13 protein-coding genes are annotated in these 14,820 nt (G+C 56.4%); 1 reads left to right on the top strand and 12 read right to left on the bottom strand.

The annotated features are described in order from the left end of the window. Nucleotides 1-51 precede the first annotated feature (51 nt). From IPJ12_07940 to IPJ12_07955, 4 genes are all read right to left on the bottom strand, one after another. Nucleotides 52-1,350, bottom strand: coding sequence for a DUF2235 domain-containing protein (locus tag IPJ12_07940; protein MBK7647071.1), 1,299 nt, complete (start codon nucleotides 1,348-1,350; stop codon nucleotides 52-54). Between the two features lie 628 nt (nucleotides 1,351-1,978). Continuing rightward, nucleotides 1,979-2,593, bottom strand: coding sequence for a tyrosine-type recombinase/integrase (locus tag IPJ12_07945; protein MBK7647072.1), 615 nt, complete (start codon nucleotides 2,591-2,593; stop codon nucleotides 1,979-1,981). Nucleotides 2,594-2,844: 251 nt separating this feature from the next. After that, nucleotides 2,845-4,566, bottom strand: a complete 1,722-nt coding sequence (locus tag IPJ12_07950; GenBank protein MBK7647073.1) for a Na/Pi cotransporter family protein — start codon at nucleotides 4,564-4,566, stop codon at nucleotides 2,845-2,847. A 620-nt stretch (nucleotides 4,567-5,186) separates the two neighbouring features. Continuing rightward, nucleotides 5,187-5,522, bottom strand: a complete 336-nt coding sequence (locus IPJ12_07955) for an XRE family transcriptional regulator (GenBank protein ID MBK7647074.1) — start codon at nucleotides 5,520-5,522, stop codon at nucleotides 5,187-5,189. A gap of 279 nt (nucleotides 5,523-5,801) precedes the next feature. On the opposite strand from IPJ12_07955, the gene rpoH reads away from it, so the two are divergent. Continuing rightward, a complete protein-coding gene (gene rpoH / locus IPJ12_07960) occupies nucleotides 5,802-6,662 on the top strand; it encodes an RNA polymerase sigma factor RpoH (GenBank protein ID MBK7647075.1) in 861 nt (286 codons plus the stop codon). Nucleotides 6,663-6,707: 45 nt separating this feature from the next. Here rpoH and napH read toward each other — a convergent pair whose 3' ends face one another. The 8 genes from napH to IPJ12_08000 form a co-directional block, all read right to left on the bottom strand. After that, nucleotides 6,708-7,610, bottom strand: a complete 903-nt coding sequence (napH, locus tag IPJ12_07965) for a quinol dehydrogenase ferredoxin subunit NapH (GenBank protein ID MBK7647076.1) — start codon at nucleotides 7,608-7,610, stop codon at nucleotides 6,708-6,710. Beyond that, nucleotides 7,607-8,479 (bottom strand): ferredoxin-type protein NapG, encoded by an 873-nt coding sequence (gene napG, locus IPJ12_07970; protein ID MBK7647077.1) that lies wholly within the window; start codon nucleotides 8,477-8,479, stop codon nucleotides 7,607-7,609. The genes napH and napG overlap by 4 nt, the downstream gene beginning before the upstream one ends. A gap of 219 nt (nucleotides 8,480-8,698) precedes the next feature. Then, nucleotides 8,699-9,460 carry a TatD family hydrolase gene (locus IPJ12_07975; GenBank protein MBK7647078.1) on the bottom strand — a complete coding sequence of 254 codons (762 nt, stop codon included), beginning with the start codon at nucleotides 9,458-9,460 and terminating at the stop codon, nucleotides 8,699-8,701. Then, complete coding sequence (locus tag IPJ12_07980; GenBank protein ID MBK7647079.1) at nucleotides 9,454-10,707, bottom strand: D-amino acid dehydrogenase; 1,254 nt, start codon at nucleotides 10,705-10,707, stop codon at nucleotides 9,454-9,456. The genes IPJ12_07975 and IPJ12_07980 overlap by 7 nt, the downstream gene beginning before the upstream one ends. Then, nucleotides 10,704-12,857, bottom strand: coding sequence for a bifunctional (p)ppGpp synthetase/guanosine-3',5'-bis(diphosphate) 3'-pyrophosphohydrolase (locus IPJ12_07985; protein ID MBK7647080.1), 2,154 nt, complete (start codon nucleotides 12,855-12,857; stop codon nucleotides 10,704-10,706). The genes IPJ12_07980 and IPJ12_07985 overlap by 4 nt, the downstream gene beginning before the upstream one ends. A 21-nt stretch (nucleotides 12,858-12,878) precedes the next feature. Continuing rightward, nucleotides 12,879-13,085, bottom strand: a complete 207-nt coding sequence (locus IPJ12_07990) for a DNA-directed RNA polymerase subunit omega (protein MBK7647081.1) — start codon at nucleotides 13,083-13,085, stop codon at nucleotides 12,879-12,881. Nucleotides 13,086-13,098: 13 nt separating this feature from the next. Beyond that, nucleotides 13,099-13,707: a guanylate kinase gene (gene gmk, locus IPJ12_07995; protein ID MBK7647082.1), complete on the bottom strand. Its 609-nt coding sequence runs from the start codon at nucleotides 13,705-13,707 to the stop codon at nucleotides 13,099-13,101. 211 nt (nucleotides 13,708-13,918) lie between these two features. Next, nucleotides 13,919-14,785 carry a YicC family protein gene (locus tag IPJ12_08000; protein MBK7647083.1) on the bottom strand — a complete coding sequence of 289 codons (867 nt, stop codon included), beginning with the start codon at nucleotides 14,783-14,785 and terminating at the stop codon, nucleotides 13,919-13,921. Nucleotides 14,786-14,820: the final 35 nt, after the last annotated feature.

Below are 14,820 nucleotides of genomic sequence, written 5' to 3' on the forward strand. Positions count from 1 at the left end.
TCTCCTGCATGGAGCTCTGGAAGCCACCGCTCATCAACTGCACGCCATCGATTAAAGGACAGCATCAATTTTGCATTCTTTAAGTCGGTTCCAGTCAACTACGTAACGACCAGCTTCCTGCTTAAAGCATCCACCAGGCCAAGAGGCCCAAGGAAATTCATGGTCTTCGTGCTTACAAATCTCTGATTCACATTTATCAAGGCGATCCAACGCAGATTTATGAATCTTTAGTCGACCGTCATTGTATAAATATTCACCGTTTGTCAGATGCTTGACCAGATTACGCGACTGTCGATGATAGAGGAGCCCCCAAAAGAAACCATGTTCCGGGTCGTGGCTCGGTCCAAATTTATCCTCTCTTACCAGCACAGGGCTGTGCGATGGAAGAAGTCCAGTTCCTGAGAGGCTTCTTAACATCCAGTTTAGTGAAACACCGCTGAGCAAGCTGTCAGGATAGCCGCCTCCGACGTCTGCATGAGCACCCGCGAAATAAACCTCTTCTACTACGGTATTGAGGTGATTTACCTTCGTCATCGTATCTGGAAATTGATCAATACCATTCTTTTGACAATCTTCCAGAAGGTGAGGCCAAGTCAATAAGATTGGTGTGAAGATTCGAGCACGGTCATCATCAATGGACATGGCGTGATAGGCTTTTTCAACATTGCAGAGTTGATCTCCATAGCGATAGTTAGGAGACTCAAACTCCTCTGTGTAATCCGGTATTCCGAGTGCTTCCACCGTATCCCATAGACCGAGAACTTTAATATGAACAGGGGTTGGATCCCGGTCACCAATAGAGTTCTGGCGGAAGACTTTCTGGATTCTTTCCCGACGACCTATCTGGTCACCTTTATAAGCGTCGTAAATGAGGACTGCGCGCTCCTCGTATATCTGTCTGAGCTCCGAAAGTCTTAGGTCATTGCTTGGTTTTGGGATGCCTGCGTAATAAAGTAGCGCAGCTAAAGCACGTGCCGAATAAGCACCCCGACTAAAGCCAAAGATATAGATTTCATTATTTTCCCGATACTCCTCTTGTAGGAACGCGTACGCTTTACGCACTCGGTCGCCGAATCCCCAGCCCATCCCCATGCCAATCGCCTTCCCTTGCGCCCCAACACCTTCAATGTAAAAAGTAGCGATTGCTGGATTCGGTTGGAGACTTACAATCGAGTGCAACTTTCGGATATTGGTGTCGGACGATGGTTCATTGGCTGTGCCATCAAAGAACACCGCAATTTTTCGCGGCCGCCCAGTATCAGACGAATTGAGGTGGCTGGGAACTGCGGCGCATGCGGTGAGCATTACGGCGCAGGAGATGCAAATAAAGAAAGACCAAATGATTCTCATGGAAGTCTCCTTTTTTTTCAAATGACATATCCCTTGGTCTGAAGTGCAGTAGGTTATAGGGGGCCATTTCACTGACTTGCACTTGCCATAGTTTGGATGACAATCAAACGTCATGGAAAGTTCCGATATTTTTGTGCCTGGCCCCCTTACCAAGGCAGGGCGACAAATAAGACGCAGGCCAGATTATTTGGCTGTTAGATCGCTGAGTCATTCCAGTGTAGGTTAGGCAATTTTCATGAAATATCCGGCAATACCTGCGTTGTTAGCTCTCCTGGTCGGGATTGCTGGGACGACAAGTGCCCAGCCGATGCCTTCGACGCCGCCGGTATTGCTGGCCGCCGGCGATCTTGCGGATTGCGGCCCCGGTGCTGCCCTGACTGAGAAGTTGCTTGCACGGCGGCCGGGTTTGATATTGGCAATTGGCGATTTAGCCTATCCCAACGGCAGTCACGCAGATTTCCAGCGTTGTTTTACGTCCACTTGGGGGCTAGCTGAGCGGCCGTTGACAGTTCATTGCGGTCGTCACTGTCAGCAAACCCACAGGCCGGTCATGGCCGAGAGCTCCTATTGATGATCCTGCCGGAAAGCGGTCGCACGTTTTAACGGTCCGGCCGCCGAGGACTGGAAATTAAATTTCAGTCTGCTCCGAGATTTCTAGCGCGTCATCTACCTCGATCCCAAGGTATCGAACGGTACTCTCCAACTTGCTATGCCCGAGCAGAAGCTGAACCGCTCGCAGGTTCTTCGTCCTCTTGTAAATCAGCGTTGCCTTGGTTCGCCGCATGGTGTGCGTACCATAGACTGTCGAATCAAGTCCGACTGCAGCAACCCATTGATGGACGATCCGGGCGTACTGTCGGGTCGAAACATGGGGTGAATTGGATAGCCGGCTAGGGAACAGAAAATGTTCGGACTTCAGCGCCGCCTTCGTAATCCAGGCGGCAACAGCGCCCCTGGTTGGCTCTGTCAGTTCAAACTGCACTGGCCGTTGGGTTTTTCGTTGCACAACCATCGCTCTCGCGAGTATCTGGTTGCCGTGTGAGATATCCCGAACGCGCAAATTCACAAGATCGCAGCCTCGCAGCTTGCTATCAATTGCCAGGTTGAACATAGCAAGGTCTCGAACCTGATGGGCGTTCTGTAGGTGAATTCGGATCGCCCAGATGTCCTTTGGCTTCAGCGGTGGCTTCTGGCCGACTAGCTTGCCTTTATTCCAAGGCTCCCGGTGTTGATCGGATTCCATGTCAGACTCCTTCTCTTGTTGATCGGAGTTTGATTGTTATCCTGCGGGTCGAACGTCGGCTTACTGGCGAAGAATCCTACTCACCCTACCGGCCAAGAGCCGACCTTGGTGGCCTGAAACTTGTGGACCCCTGGACGTCCGGTTACTGGCACCTTGCTGACGGGCAACTCGCTCCCATCTCGCGGTAAATCTGCGCCGGGTCGAGACCCAGCTATGTTCACTTGTCGTTGGCGTTGGAAATCGCTATGGCCCTACCGCCCCACATGCTCGGCAGAATCGACTGTTGTCGATGTCGCCGGTCTATCGCTTGTCTCCTGGTCGCCAGCGGGGGCCTTGAGCCGAGTGGGTTGCAACTCTCCCGCCGCTTCGAGGGCCGGATACGCGGTGGCGCATATGTGCGAATGGATACGCTTCAAGTCGCGCAAAATGTCGAGGTGAAGGGAACTCGTTTCCATGCTTTCCGGCCGACCTTCCCGTAGCCGCCCCATATGGTTCTCTGACGCGGCCATTTCAAGCTCTCGAATCTTCGTCTTCTCGTCGAGCAGTTGCCGGGCCGATTTCACATCGCCCGACAGGAAGATACTGAACGCCAATTTCAAATTGTCGATGATGATGCGGTGGAACTCCTCCAACTCCACTGCCCCTTCACGGGAAAACTGTAGCTGTCGCTTAATCTTCTTGTTGGCCAACTCCATCAGGTTCTTGTCGATGATGTCGCCGATATGTTCAAGGTTGATGGACAGAGTCATGATTTCCATGGCCCGCCGTCCTTCGCTCTCGTCCAGGCTATCCCGCGTCAGTTTCACCACATACAGCTTGATGGCTTCGTGAAGGCGGTCCACTGCATTGTCCCGCTGGGATACTTCGGCGACGAGCTTGCGATCATTGGTCATCAGGGCCGTCATGCCCTGCCGCAACATGGTCTCGACGAGGTCTCCCATGTGCAACGTCTCACGCGCGGCACAAGCGAGCGCGACGGAAGGCGTCTCGATCACGCTCTCATCCAGGTAGAGCGGCACCGAGGGGTCCACTGCGCTCTTCTGGTCCGGCAGCAGGCGCTCCAGAAGGCGGGCGAGCCAATTCAACGGCAGGATGAACAGCAGCGCCATGACCACATTGAAAAAGGTATGGAAATCGGCCGCCAAGCGAACGGGGCTCGACTCGAGCACGCCAAGCGTCCTGACGATAGGATCGAGGAAAGGTAGAAAGATCAGGCAGCCGACTAGCCGATTGATCAGGTTGCCGACCGGCAGGCGACGATGGGCGGGGTTCCTGCTGGCAAGCCCTTCAAACAACGGGTTCAGCGCGCTGCCCAGATTGGCCCCCAGCACTAATGCAAAGGCGGCCGCGGGCGTAACGAAATTCGAGTACGCGAGAGACATGGTCAGCAATACCGTGGCGACGCTGGAATGCGCTGCCCAGGTGAGGAGTGCGCCGATCAACAAGGTCAGCAGCGGTTCGCCAGTGATGGCCGCGAACAGTTCCTGCACCACCGGCGCATTCTCCGCAGGGGCCAGGCTGTCGAGGAGGATGTGGAGTGAAAGCAGCATCAGGCCGAGGCCGATGGCGACGCGGCCCAGATCGCGGATCAGCGTCTTGGCGCTACGCTTAAAGGCAATGACCCCAGAGACCAGCAGGAGGGGCGCGACGGCGGACGAATCGAACGAGAGCAACTGAACGATGAGCGTGGTGCCCACGTTCGCGCCGAGCATGAGCGCGAGGGCCGGTACCAAGTCCACCATGCCGGAAGCAGAAAAAGACGCAAGCATCAGCGCTGTCGCCGTACTGCTCTGCAAGAGTGCGGTGACACCCAAGCCCGCTGCAAAAGCATGGAAGCGCGTTTTCAGGACGGCTCCCAACAGGCGCCTGATCCCGGCGCCGAAGGCCCGCACGATTCCACTGTGCACCATATGGAGCCCCCAAAGCAGGAGCGCCACGCCGCCTATCAGGTCCAGCAAGACTTTTATTCCCATCGTGTCCTCCAATCGAGCGACAGCAACGCGCTCTTCAGCAAAAAAGTGCTGACGGAGACATCTGCAAAGGGAACTCTTCAGCGAGGATTTCGCTTTATGTGGAGCCCATCTCGCCAAAGCAAGACGGGTAGGCAGTGTGCCTGCGTGATCTTGCGGCTAGTCGATGATCCGTCCTAATCGGTACCTGGCGCAGCACGTATCCATACAACGACTCGGACATGAAGATTCGAGGATCGTAGCATGGGGGGTACGATGAGATCAATTGTATTAGCCGTCTGGCTGCGTTTCTCGGCGCGCTCGAACCCGATCGATGAAAGTCGCGCAGCCTGGGTAATCGGCGTCACGTACGTACAGTGTTTGCCGAATGACTCTAATGTGTAGTGGAGCGGTCGGTCGTTATCTGGCTCGCATCAGGCAGAAATGGGCACCGAAGGGACGGTCGCCAAACAAAGAAGCTGCCGTTCGCAGCAACTTGCCACTGACCGGCCGGTATTCAGCTCATTGCTGACCCACACGAAGCAAGATGCCACCGGCGGCTATGGCCGATATCCGGCCTGCCGCCGGAACGCTACCTGAGGTGTCTTTTGTGCCTCGCGATCACAGCGTGTACTACAACAGGCTTATTCCTTAACGAGCCGAAGAACTGCCAACGAGCGAATAACAATTGCAAGGGCTTGCGAATGTGCGGAAGTCCCATCCCAAGTTTCCGCTAACGCCGCCATTAGTTCTTCGTTGGCGCGAACTGCTTCTATCGTAACGCCACCATCAAGGCGCTCAGCGTAAAGGCAAAGCTCCTCAAATAGCCTAGAAGGTCGCGTCAGATTTCCGGTAAGTAGCCGGCTTATCTGTGGCTGACTGGCGCCGACAAATTTTGCGACTTCCGCTTGGGAAATGCAGTGCTGCCGGTAAATCTCCGCCGCGCGAAGCGAGCGAGCTTTCAGATCCGAATTGTTCAATTTCTATTTTCCTAGTTTTTGTCCGTATCTCACTGAGCGTTCGAGAGAAACATATGTGGGCTATCGCACGGTATTGCCTAAAGCCTCTGGCTAGACTCTCTACAGCCACATAAGCAAAGTAGTTTTCGACTCTAATAACGAGTTTTCGACTTTATTAAGTAGTTTTCGACTTTAATTGGTAGGAACATCAGCGTTTCCCCTAGAACCTCCTCTTGCATTAGCACTCCTAGGCTGCGAGTGCTAAAATTAGTTTGTACCTTGTAGGAGGAAATTTACGCTATGACCCATGCCCTGGCGCTACCCATCCCGTCATCCGTTGGAAACATCGATGCCTATATCCAGGCAGCGAATCGTTATCCGATGCTGGCAGAGGCTGAGGAAATCCAGCTGGCCGAGCGTTTCCACAACGAAGGCGATGTGGAAGCGGCGCGTCAGCTCGTTCTTTCGCACCTTCGCCTCGTTATCTCCATCGCCCGTGGTTATCTTGGCTACGGCCTGCCCCATGCCGATCTGATTCAGGAAGGCAACATCGGGTTGATGAAAGCAGTGAAGCGCTTTGATCCGACGCGTGGCGTTCGGCTGGTTTCGTTTGCCATGCACTGGATAAAGGCTGAGATTCACGAATACATCTTGAAGAACTGGCGGCAAGTCAAAGTTGCAACCACCAAGGCTCAGCGCAAGCTCTTCTTTAACCTGCGTGGCCTGAAAAGTGGTTACGAGGGCGTCGATACACTGTCCGGCACGCAAACGGCAGAGGTAGCCGCCCGGCTGGGTGTCAAGCCTGAAGAAGTTGTTGAGATGGAGACCCGCCTTTCCGGTCGTGACATTGCGCTGGAGGGTAGCGCGGACGATGGTGAGGAAGCCTTTGCACCTATCGACTACTTGGCCGACTCGCGATATGAGCCGACCCGGGTGCTGGAGAACAAGGCCCTGGCTCGCTTGCAGGATGAAGGTCTGCAGGAGGCGCTGGCTACGCTCGACGAGCGCAGCCGCCGCATCGTTGAAGCGCGCTGGCTACCCGACGGCGACGCGGCTACGCTGCACGATCTGGCAGCCGAGTTTGACGTTTCCGCTGAGCGCATCCGGCAAATCGAAGTCAAGGCTTTGCAGAAGATGCGCGGCGCTCTGGTACCTGCCTGATTCCGCGATATGGAACGATCAACGGGGAGCCAGTGGCTCCCCTTTTTATTTGCCGCCAGCCAGATTGTTGTGCTGGGTCGTAGAAACCGGGTTATTGAAGCGTGAACTGAACGAAAAAACCTGTTTCGAGCAAACATCGACACAACGGCCACAATTGGTGCAGTTGGGCCCCAGAATGACCGGCCCGACGCCCTTACCTTCGCCCTTGAGGGCAGGACGGATAACCTGCGGTTCGGGGCAGACTTCAAAGCAATCCATGCAGTCGTTACAAGCCACCCTGGCCGAAGCGGAAACACGAACCGGACTCCAGCGGCCCAGCAGGCTGTAAAAAGCTCCAACCGGACAGAGTCGGCCACACCAGCCACGACTCATCACGAACAGATCAAACAGGAAGATGACCAATACGACCGTCCATGCAGCACCCATGCCAAAAATCAGGCCACGATGCAGCATGGAAACCGGGTTGATCAACTCCCACAGGACAACACCGGTAATCGCCGAACCCACAAATGTCATGCCTAAAATCCAGTAACGCGTATTCCGGCCAAGCTGGGCGCTACCCTTGATGCCGAGGCGGTCGCGCAGCCAACCTGCGGCATCTGTCACCACATTGACCGGACAGACCCAGCTGCAATAAACCCGCCCGCCGACTAAAAAATAAAAGAGCATGACGATGGCCATGCCGATAACGCCCAGCATTTCAGGGAAATGGCCGGTCGCCATGGACTGCAGGGCCACGTAAGGATCAGTCAAAGGCAGCACACCCAGTGTGTAGCTATAGGCAAGATTACCTTTGACGATCCACTGACCAAACCAAGGACCTGCCAAGAAAAGCGCCAGGATAGAGAATTGCGAGATACGTCTAAAAATCAGCCATTTGTGTGCGCGAAGCCAACCTTTTTCGACTACCGCTTCCGCACCGATCCGCTTATTTTTGGCAGCGCTCACGGTTTTTCTCCCAGCCCGGGAGGCAGCCTGGGAATCACCCCGGCTTCACTGCCAGACAGACCGCGGGCCGTTTCCGTATGGCCGCTGCCTGGGTCGTAGTGACCAGGCAGGACCGCGCCTTCGGGCAGGCGATCAGGCAGGTCAATCATTTTTGATTCGTCCATCAACGAATGCCCTGCCTTGGACTTCTCGTCCCAGCCCAAACGGTAGTGTTTGCCGAGCGCTCCCTTGGCCAGCTGTGGCGGCAAGACGCGAATGGCCGCCTCTTCAAGGACACAGGATTTTTCACACTTGCCACAGCCAGTGCAGTAATCAGAGTGCACCGTCGGCAGGAACATGGCGTGGCGCCCGGTACGTGGATTTGGCACGGTTTCCAGCGTAATTGCCTTGTCGATGACCGGGCAGACGCGATAGCAAACATCGCAACGCAGCCCGAGGAAATTCAGGCATGTCTCGTGGTCGATGAGCACGGCGATGCCCATCCTCGACTTGTTGATATCGGTCAGCGAATGATCAAGCGCGCCAGTTGGACAGGCCTTGATGCACGGAATGTCTTCGCACATTTCGCACGGAATATTGCGCGCCTTGAAGAAAGGCGTGCCCGTTGCCACCGGCTGTTCCGGCCTGGCCAGTTCCAGTGTGTTGTAAGGACAGTCGCGCACGCACAAGCCGCAGCGGATGCAAGCGCCGAGAAAGTCTTCTTCCGGCAACGCACCAGGCGGACGCAAGGCCAATGCCGGCAGTGCTTTCGACTGTTTGGCGTAAAGCCCGAGGCCAAGTCCCAGCATGCCAACGCCACAAACCATCTTGGCGGAGTCGAAAATGAATTGGCGACGCGCTGCGCCGCTTTTTGGGGGCTTTTCTGTCATTGTCTTTACGATTTAGCCGGTTGATCCGCCACGGGTAGGCCCCTTTTCCCACCCGCTTACGACACTCCCTGATTGCCTGCTAACCGAAACTGCTGTGTCCACACGCCCAGTCAGTTCGATATCAGCCAGTTCAGTCTACGCTCATAAGACAATGCTTCTTTATTGCAGATCAAATTGAAGAGAACTCCATCAGCGCTTTTGAATCAATGTTGACGACGATCAAAGGCCGGGCAGTATCCGTCGAGCGTTGCTGGCTGTTGCGGCAATCACCTCATCCACGGACATGCCGCGCAAGTCTGCGAGAACCTTGGCGATATGCGACAACTCAACGGGGGCGTTGCGTCCACCATTCAGCCAGGCCGGTGGAATGTCCGGCGCGTCAGTTTCCAGGACTATCGACGCGATTGGCAAAGTCGCAGCCAAATCGCGGATACGTGTCGACCCACTGAACGTCATCGCGCCACCAAAACCGAGCACGAAGCCCAGTTTGATGAATTCATCGGCTTGCTGACGACTGCCATTGAACGCATGTGCGACACCGCCGCGCACGCGGAATCGCCGCAATTGCTTGAGGGCCTGATCGACGGCTCGCCGCACGTGAAGCAGGACCGGCAGATCGAATTCTCTCGCCAGCTTCAATTGCTCCACAAAAAAATGTTCCTGACGCGCCGGATCGATGTCTGTCACGAAATGGTCGAGGCCGATTTCGCCCACTGCCAGCGGCTTTTCCCGCGCCAGCCAGTCACGCAGCATAGCCAGGTCTGTCTCCGCTGCCTGCATGACGTACAGCGGATGAATGCCATAGGCAGCGCCACAGCCTGGAAAATACTCAACGACCGTTTTGGTCTTGAAAAAACCGTCGACCGCGACAGCAGGCACGACAAGCCGTTCGACTCCAGCAGCAATTGCTGCCGCATATACCGCATCACGATCCGCATCGAATTCAGCTGCGTCGAGATGGCAGTGAGTGTCGATCAGCATGATTGAAAGGGGAAATCCGGCTCCGCCGATACGCCGCTCATCATGTCGGCCAGCGCAGCAGCCGAGCCGCAGGCCATCGTCCAGCCCAGTGTTCCATGGCCGGTATTGAGCCACAAATTTTCGTAACGAGTCTGGCCGATGAGCGGGACGTTTGATGGAGTCGTCGGACGAAGCCCGCACCAGAACGCCGGCTCACCCGTCGCTTTCAGCCCGGGGAAAAGCTGGCGCGCACGAGAGATCAGGGCCTGACAACGAATGGGATTGAGATCGAGGTTATAGCCGTTGAACTCTGCGGTACCGGCAATCCGGAGACGGTTGCCAAGGCGGGAAAAAACCAGCTTGCACTCGTCGTCAGTGACGCTGACCGTCGGTGCCACACTACCTTCGGCGAGCGTCAATGTCGCTGAATAGCCCTTGGCCGGATAGACCGGCAGGCGAATACCCAGTGGCTTTAGCAACAGCGGCGAATAACTGCCCAATGCAACGACGTACGCATCGGCGCTCAACACTTCGGACTTGCCCTGGGTTTGCACGACCACCCCGGTGATCTCGCCGCCGGTAGCCAGCACGCGCTCAATGGTCGTTTCGAAGCGAAAATCGATGCCGGCTGCCTGCGCCTTGGCGGCCAGCTCAACCGTGAACTTGTGGGCATCGCCTGATTCATCGGAGGGCGTGTAGTCCCCACCGACCAACAGGGACCGCGCATCAGCAAGCGAAGGTTCGATTTTCAGGCATTTTTCCGTGTTGACCGTGGCACGATCCAGTCCGAACTGTCGCATCAGGCTCGCCGCCTCGGTGGCCAGCGCATACTCCTTGCGATCGGTATAAATGTGCAGGATGCCGCGTTCAAGTTGGTCGTATTGCAATGCCAGCTCGTCGCGCAGCGCCTGCAAGCGGCCACGGCTATAGAGTGCCATGGCGACTATGGCCGCGATGTTGCGCCGGGTCCGTCCCGGCAAGCATTCGCCAAGAAAACGCAGCCCCCAAGCCAGTTGGGCTGGATCAGCCCGCCAGCGCCAGAGCAGCGGCGCATCTTCGCGGCCGACCCATTTCAGCAGATGGGAAAGTGCGTGTGGATTTGCCCAAGGCTCGGCGTGTGACACCGAAATCTGCCCACCATTGGCGAAGCTTGTTTCGTTGCCCGCCACCAATTGGCGATCTACCACTGTCACCTGATGCCCGGCCCGGGCGAGATACCACGCACTCGTTGTGCCGACTACGCCGGCACCCAGCACGAGAATCTTCAAGTCTCGCCTCCCCTTTCACGGGTAATTCGGGTGACTTCGGGAATGTGCCGCATGCCGCGCATCACGGTTGCCAGATGATTGCGGTTGGCAACCTGAATGGCAAAAAGAAGCAGCGTGAAAAGACGTTCTGGATCAGCATCCATCGAGACATGTTCGATATTCGAACCTGCTTCGGCTATGGCGGCGGCCACCTGAGCCAGGACGCCCCGGGTATTTTTTACCTCGACCTTGATACGGATGTCGAACAACTTGCCTTCTTCCGGCTCCCACTCGACATCAATCCACTTTTGCGGCTCGGACGAACGGGACTTGCGGATGGTCGCGCAATCGTGCGTATGAATGACCAGTCCGCTACCCTTGCGGATGGATCCGATAATCGGATCACCGGGAATCGGCTGGCAACAACTGGCCAGTTGAATTGCCATGCCTTCGGTGCCATGGATGGCCAGCGCCATGCCGCTCGGCGAGTCGTGCGAGATATCCTCGCGCGCGAGCAAACGGCGCGCGACGACCGATGGCAGACGCTTGCCAAGACCAATCTCGGTGTACAAATCTTCCATGGACTTCTGGCCGCTGGCCTTGACCATTTGATCCCAGGCCGCAGCCGGAATGGAAATAGGGACCACGCCCAGCGACAGCAACTCCTGACGCAGCAGTCGCTCGCCAAGCCGTGCCGATTCTTCGTTCTGCATGGTGCGCAGATAATGTCGAATTTTGCTGCGCGCCCGGCCGGTCTTCACATACGTCAGCCAGACCGGATTGGGGCTGGACTGTGGTGAGGTGATGATCTCGACCAGATCGCCGTTTCTCAAGTCCGTTCGTAACGGTGAAAGTTCATGGTTAACGCGAGCCGCGGAGCAGTGATGACCGACGTCCGTATGCACGGCGTAGGCAAAGTCGACCACCGTCGCACCGCGCGGCATGGCCATGATCTTGCCCTTGGGCGTAAAGACGTACACCTCATCGGGGAAGAGGTCGATCTTCACATTTTCAAAGAACTCCGCCGAGTCGCTGGTCTGCATTTCGAGCAGCGATTGCAGCCATTTATGCGTCTTGATCTGCAGATCGGCACTGCTCTCGTCCATATCCTTGTACAGCCAATGCGCCGCAACGCCTTCCTGCGCCACGTTGTGCATTTCACGCGTCCGGATCTGAACTTCGACCGGTGTGCCATAGGGGCCAATCAGCGTCGTATGCAGTGACTGGTACCCGTTGGCCTTGGGAATCGCAATGTAATCCTTGAACTTCCCGGGCACGGGCTTGAACAGTCCATGCAAGGCGCCCAGCGCTACATAACAGGTGGGTACATTTTCGACAACGACGCGAAATCCATAGATATCCAGCACCTGCGCAAACGACAGCTGCTTTTCCTTCATCTTGCGGAAGATGGAGTACAGGCTCTTTTCGCGACCGAACACCTCGGCCTTGAGGCCGGAATGGGCCAGCTTGTCCCGAATGCCGTCGAGGATCCTGGTCAGCAGTTCCTTGCGGTTGCCCCGGGCAGCATTGAGCGCTCGAGCCAACACCTCGGCACGATGCGGGTGAATCAAGCGGAACGAGGTGTCCTGCAACTCGCGATAAAGCTTGTTCAGACCCAGACGCAGCGCGATGGGCGCGTAGATTTCCAGCGTTTCACGAGCGATGCGGGCACGCTTGTCGGCGCGCATCGCCGACATGGTCCGGATATTGTGTTGGCGGTCAGCTAACTTGATCAGCACGACGCGTAGATCACGCGCCATGGCCATCAGCATCTTGCGGAAGTTTTCGGCCTGAGCCTCCTGATAGGAGGCGAATTCCATCTTGTCCAGCTTGGACAAGCCATCGACCAGCTCGGCGACTTCCTTGCCAAACTTTTCGGCCAGCTCGTGCTTGGTGGCGCCGGTATCTTCCAGCACGTCATGGAGCAGCGCCGCAGCAATCGCGTCAGCATCCATCCGCCACTCAACCACCGCACTAGCCACCGCCAGCGGATGGGTGATGTAAGCCTCACCCGACATCCGCCGCTGACTAGCATGCGCTTTGGCCGCGTAAGCGTACGCGGCCTTGATTTTTTCTAGTTCGGGGGGAGAGAGATAATCGAGACTATCGAGGAATACCCGGTAAGCGGGTTCCTCTTCAGCAGGCGGCAGAGGCGACGGCGCGGAATCCATCAGTCTTCACCGCCCCTGCTTTCAGGCCTGGCCGCGGTTGAGCACTTCCAGACCAATCTTGCCGGCACCCATTTCTTTCAGTGCAACAACGGTCGGCTTGTGCTTTTCGCCGTCAACCAGCGGCGTAGCGCCATTGGCCAGCTGACGGGCGCGATGGGCAGCAGCCAGCGTCATCAGGAAGCGGTTCGGGATTTTCTTCAGGCAGTCATCAACGGTAACGCGGGCCATGTAAACCTCAAAATCAGATCATTCTTTGAAACAGGGCGGCGTGTCGGACACGCTGGGCCCCAAAGCTCAGTCGGGATGCGCGCACTACCGCGCGCAAATCATCCAGCGCCCGAGCCAACTGGTCATTAATAATAACATAGTCGAATTCCCCGACATGGCGCATTTCGGCCTGCGCCGCGGCCAAACGACGGGAAATGACGTCGGCGCTATCGGTACCGCGGCCGGTCAGGCGCCGGGTCAGTTCATCCATCGATGGCGGCAAGATGAAAACACCAATTGCCTGCGGAAACAACTTGCGCACTTGCTGGGCGCCTTGCCAGTCAATTTCGAGCAATACGTCGCGATCTGCCGCCAATTGGTCGGCAATCCATTTCTTTGACGTGCCATAGAAGTTTCCATGCACTTCAGCCCATTCGAGAAACTCTTCGCGCGCAATCATGGCCTGAAACTCGGTGGCTTCAACGAAATGATATTCCCGGCCATCGACTTCGCCCGCCCGCGGCGCCCGGGTCGTGTAAGAAATAGAAAGCTGAACCGCCGCTTCCTGCTCAAGCAGCAGGCGAACCAGCGTGGTCTTGCCGGCACCGGATGGTGCCGCCACTACATAAAGATTTCCAGCCATGGATACCTCAGGAAAGCGCCCGCCACCGCGGGTTCACCGCTATTGTACCGAACGCACGAGCGATGCAGGCAACACGCTCGGCACAGCCGCTGCCTCGATATTTTGACGGCAAGCCACCACAGCTGCGGTCAACCGGAAAAAACGGCCAAAATTGAAATTTTTCTGCCGACCGGCCAAGGCTTCCCGGGGAAACCATTGCGCTACTCTGGATTTATTCCAGATTCTGAATTTGCTCACGCATTTGTTCAATCAGCAGCTTGAGGTCCATCGATGCTTGTGACACTTCGGTAATCGCCGACTTCGAGCCTAACGTATTCGCCTCGCGATTGAGTTCCTGCATCAGAAAATCCAGCCGTTTGCCACAGGCACCGCCCTGCTTGAGCACGCGCTCGACTTCATCGAGATGGGTGGTCAGACGGGATAACTCTTCGGCCACATCGATACGGGTCGCAAAGACCGCCACCTCCTGCAGAACGCGGTCATCGCTGGCGTTGCCCAGGGCGTCGATCAGGCGCTGGCGCAGCTTGTCGGTAAACAAGGCCTGCGCTTCAGGGATGCGGGGCGCAACGCGGCGAACAATGTCGCGCATGGCGTTGACGCGATCAACGATCATTTCCGCCAGTTTTTCGCCCTCACGGCCACGAGATGCCGTGAATTCCTCCAACACGGTACGCGCCAAAGCCAGAACTTCCGGACCCAGCGCCGCAAAGTCCAGATTCTGGTCGCCGAACATGCCTGGCCAACGCAGGGTTTCATGCACCGATAGCGGCGTTGCCTCGGGCATCTCGCCAAGCACACGCTCGTTAAGCGACTTGAGCGTTGCCAGAAGTTCGCCATTCAGGTGCAACTGGTCGGCGCGCGCCGCGGCCGCATTGAATGAAAGCCGGCACTCGACCTTGCCACGCGATAGTTTGGCCGCCAGCAGTTCGCGCAAGGGCATTTCGAGCGAACGCAAATCTTCGGTCACGCGAAAATGAAAATCCAGATAGCGCGAGTTGACGCTTTTCAGCTCAAGTTGCAATGTTCCTTGTTCAAGATCACGCGCTTTAACGGCATAACCAGTCATACTACAAATCATTCTCGGGAATCCTCGCTTTACAGTCCGGACAACAC

It is taken from the genome of Betaproteobacteria bacterium (assembly GCA_016709965.1).
In the GTDB taxonomy this organism is placed as follows: Bacteria; Pseudomonadota; Gammaproteobacteria; order Burkholderiales; family Rhodocyclaceae; genus Azonexus; species Azonexus amarohabitans.

Excerpts from the sequence above, each read along its gene's own strand:
- IPJ12_07950 (MBK7647073.1), bottom strand. The coding sequence starts at position 4,566 with ATGGGAATAAAAGTCTTGCTGGACCTGATAGGCGGCGTGGCGCTCCTG.
- IPJ12_07990 (MBK7647081.1), bottom strand. The coding sequence starts at position 13,085 with ATGGCCCGCGTTACCGTTGATGACTGCCTGAAGAAAATCCCGAACCGC.
- IPJ12_07975 (MBK7647078.1), bottom strand. The coding sequence starts at position 9,460 with ATGCTGATCGACACTCACTGCCATCTCGACGCAGCTGAATTCGATGCG.
- IPJ12_07945 (MBK7647072.1), bottom strand. The coding sequence starts at position 2,593 with ATGGAATCCGATCAACACCGGGAGCCTTGGAATAAAGGCAAGCTAGTC.
- IPJ12_08000 (MBK7647083.1), bottom strand. The coding sequence starts at position 14,785 with ATGATTTGTAGTATGACTGGTTATGCCGTTAAAGCGCGTGATCTTGAA.
- gmk (MBK7647082.1), bottom strand. The coding sequence starts at position 13,707 with ATGGCTGGAAATCTTTATGTAGTGGCGGCACCATCCGGTGCCGGCAAG.
- rpoH (MBK7647075.1), top strand. The coding sequence starts at position 5,802 with ATGACCCATGCCCTGGCGCTACCCATCCCGTCATCCGTTGGAAACATC.
- IPJ12_07985 (MBK7647080.1), bottom strand. The coding sequence starts at position 12,857 with ATGGATTCCGCGCCGTCGCCTCTGCCGCCTGCTGAAGAGGAACCCGCT.
- IPJ12_07940 (MBK7647071.1), bottom strand. The coding sequence starts at position 1,350 with ATGAGAATCATTTGGTCTTTCTTTATTTGCATCTCCTGCGCCGTAATG.
- napG (MBK7647077.1), bottom strand. The coding sequence starts at position 8,479 with ATGACAGAAAAGCCCCCAAAAAGCGGCGCAGCGCGTCGCCAATTCATT.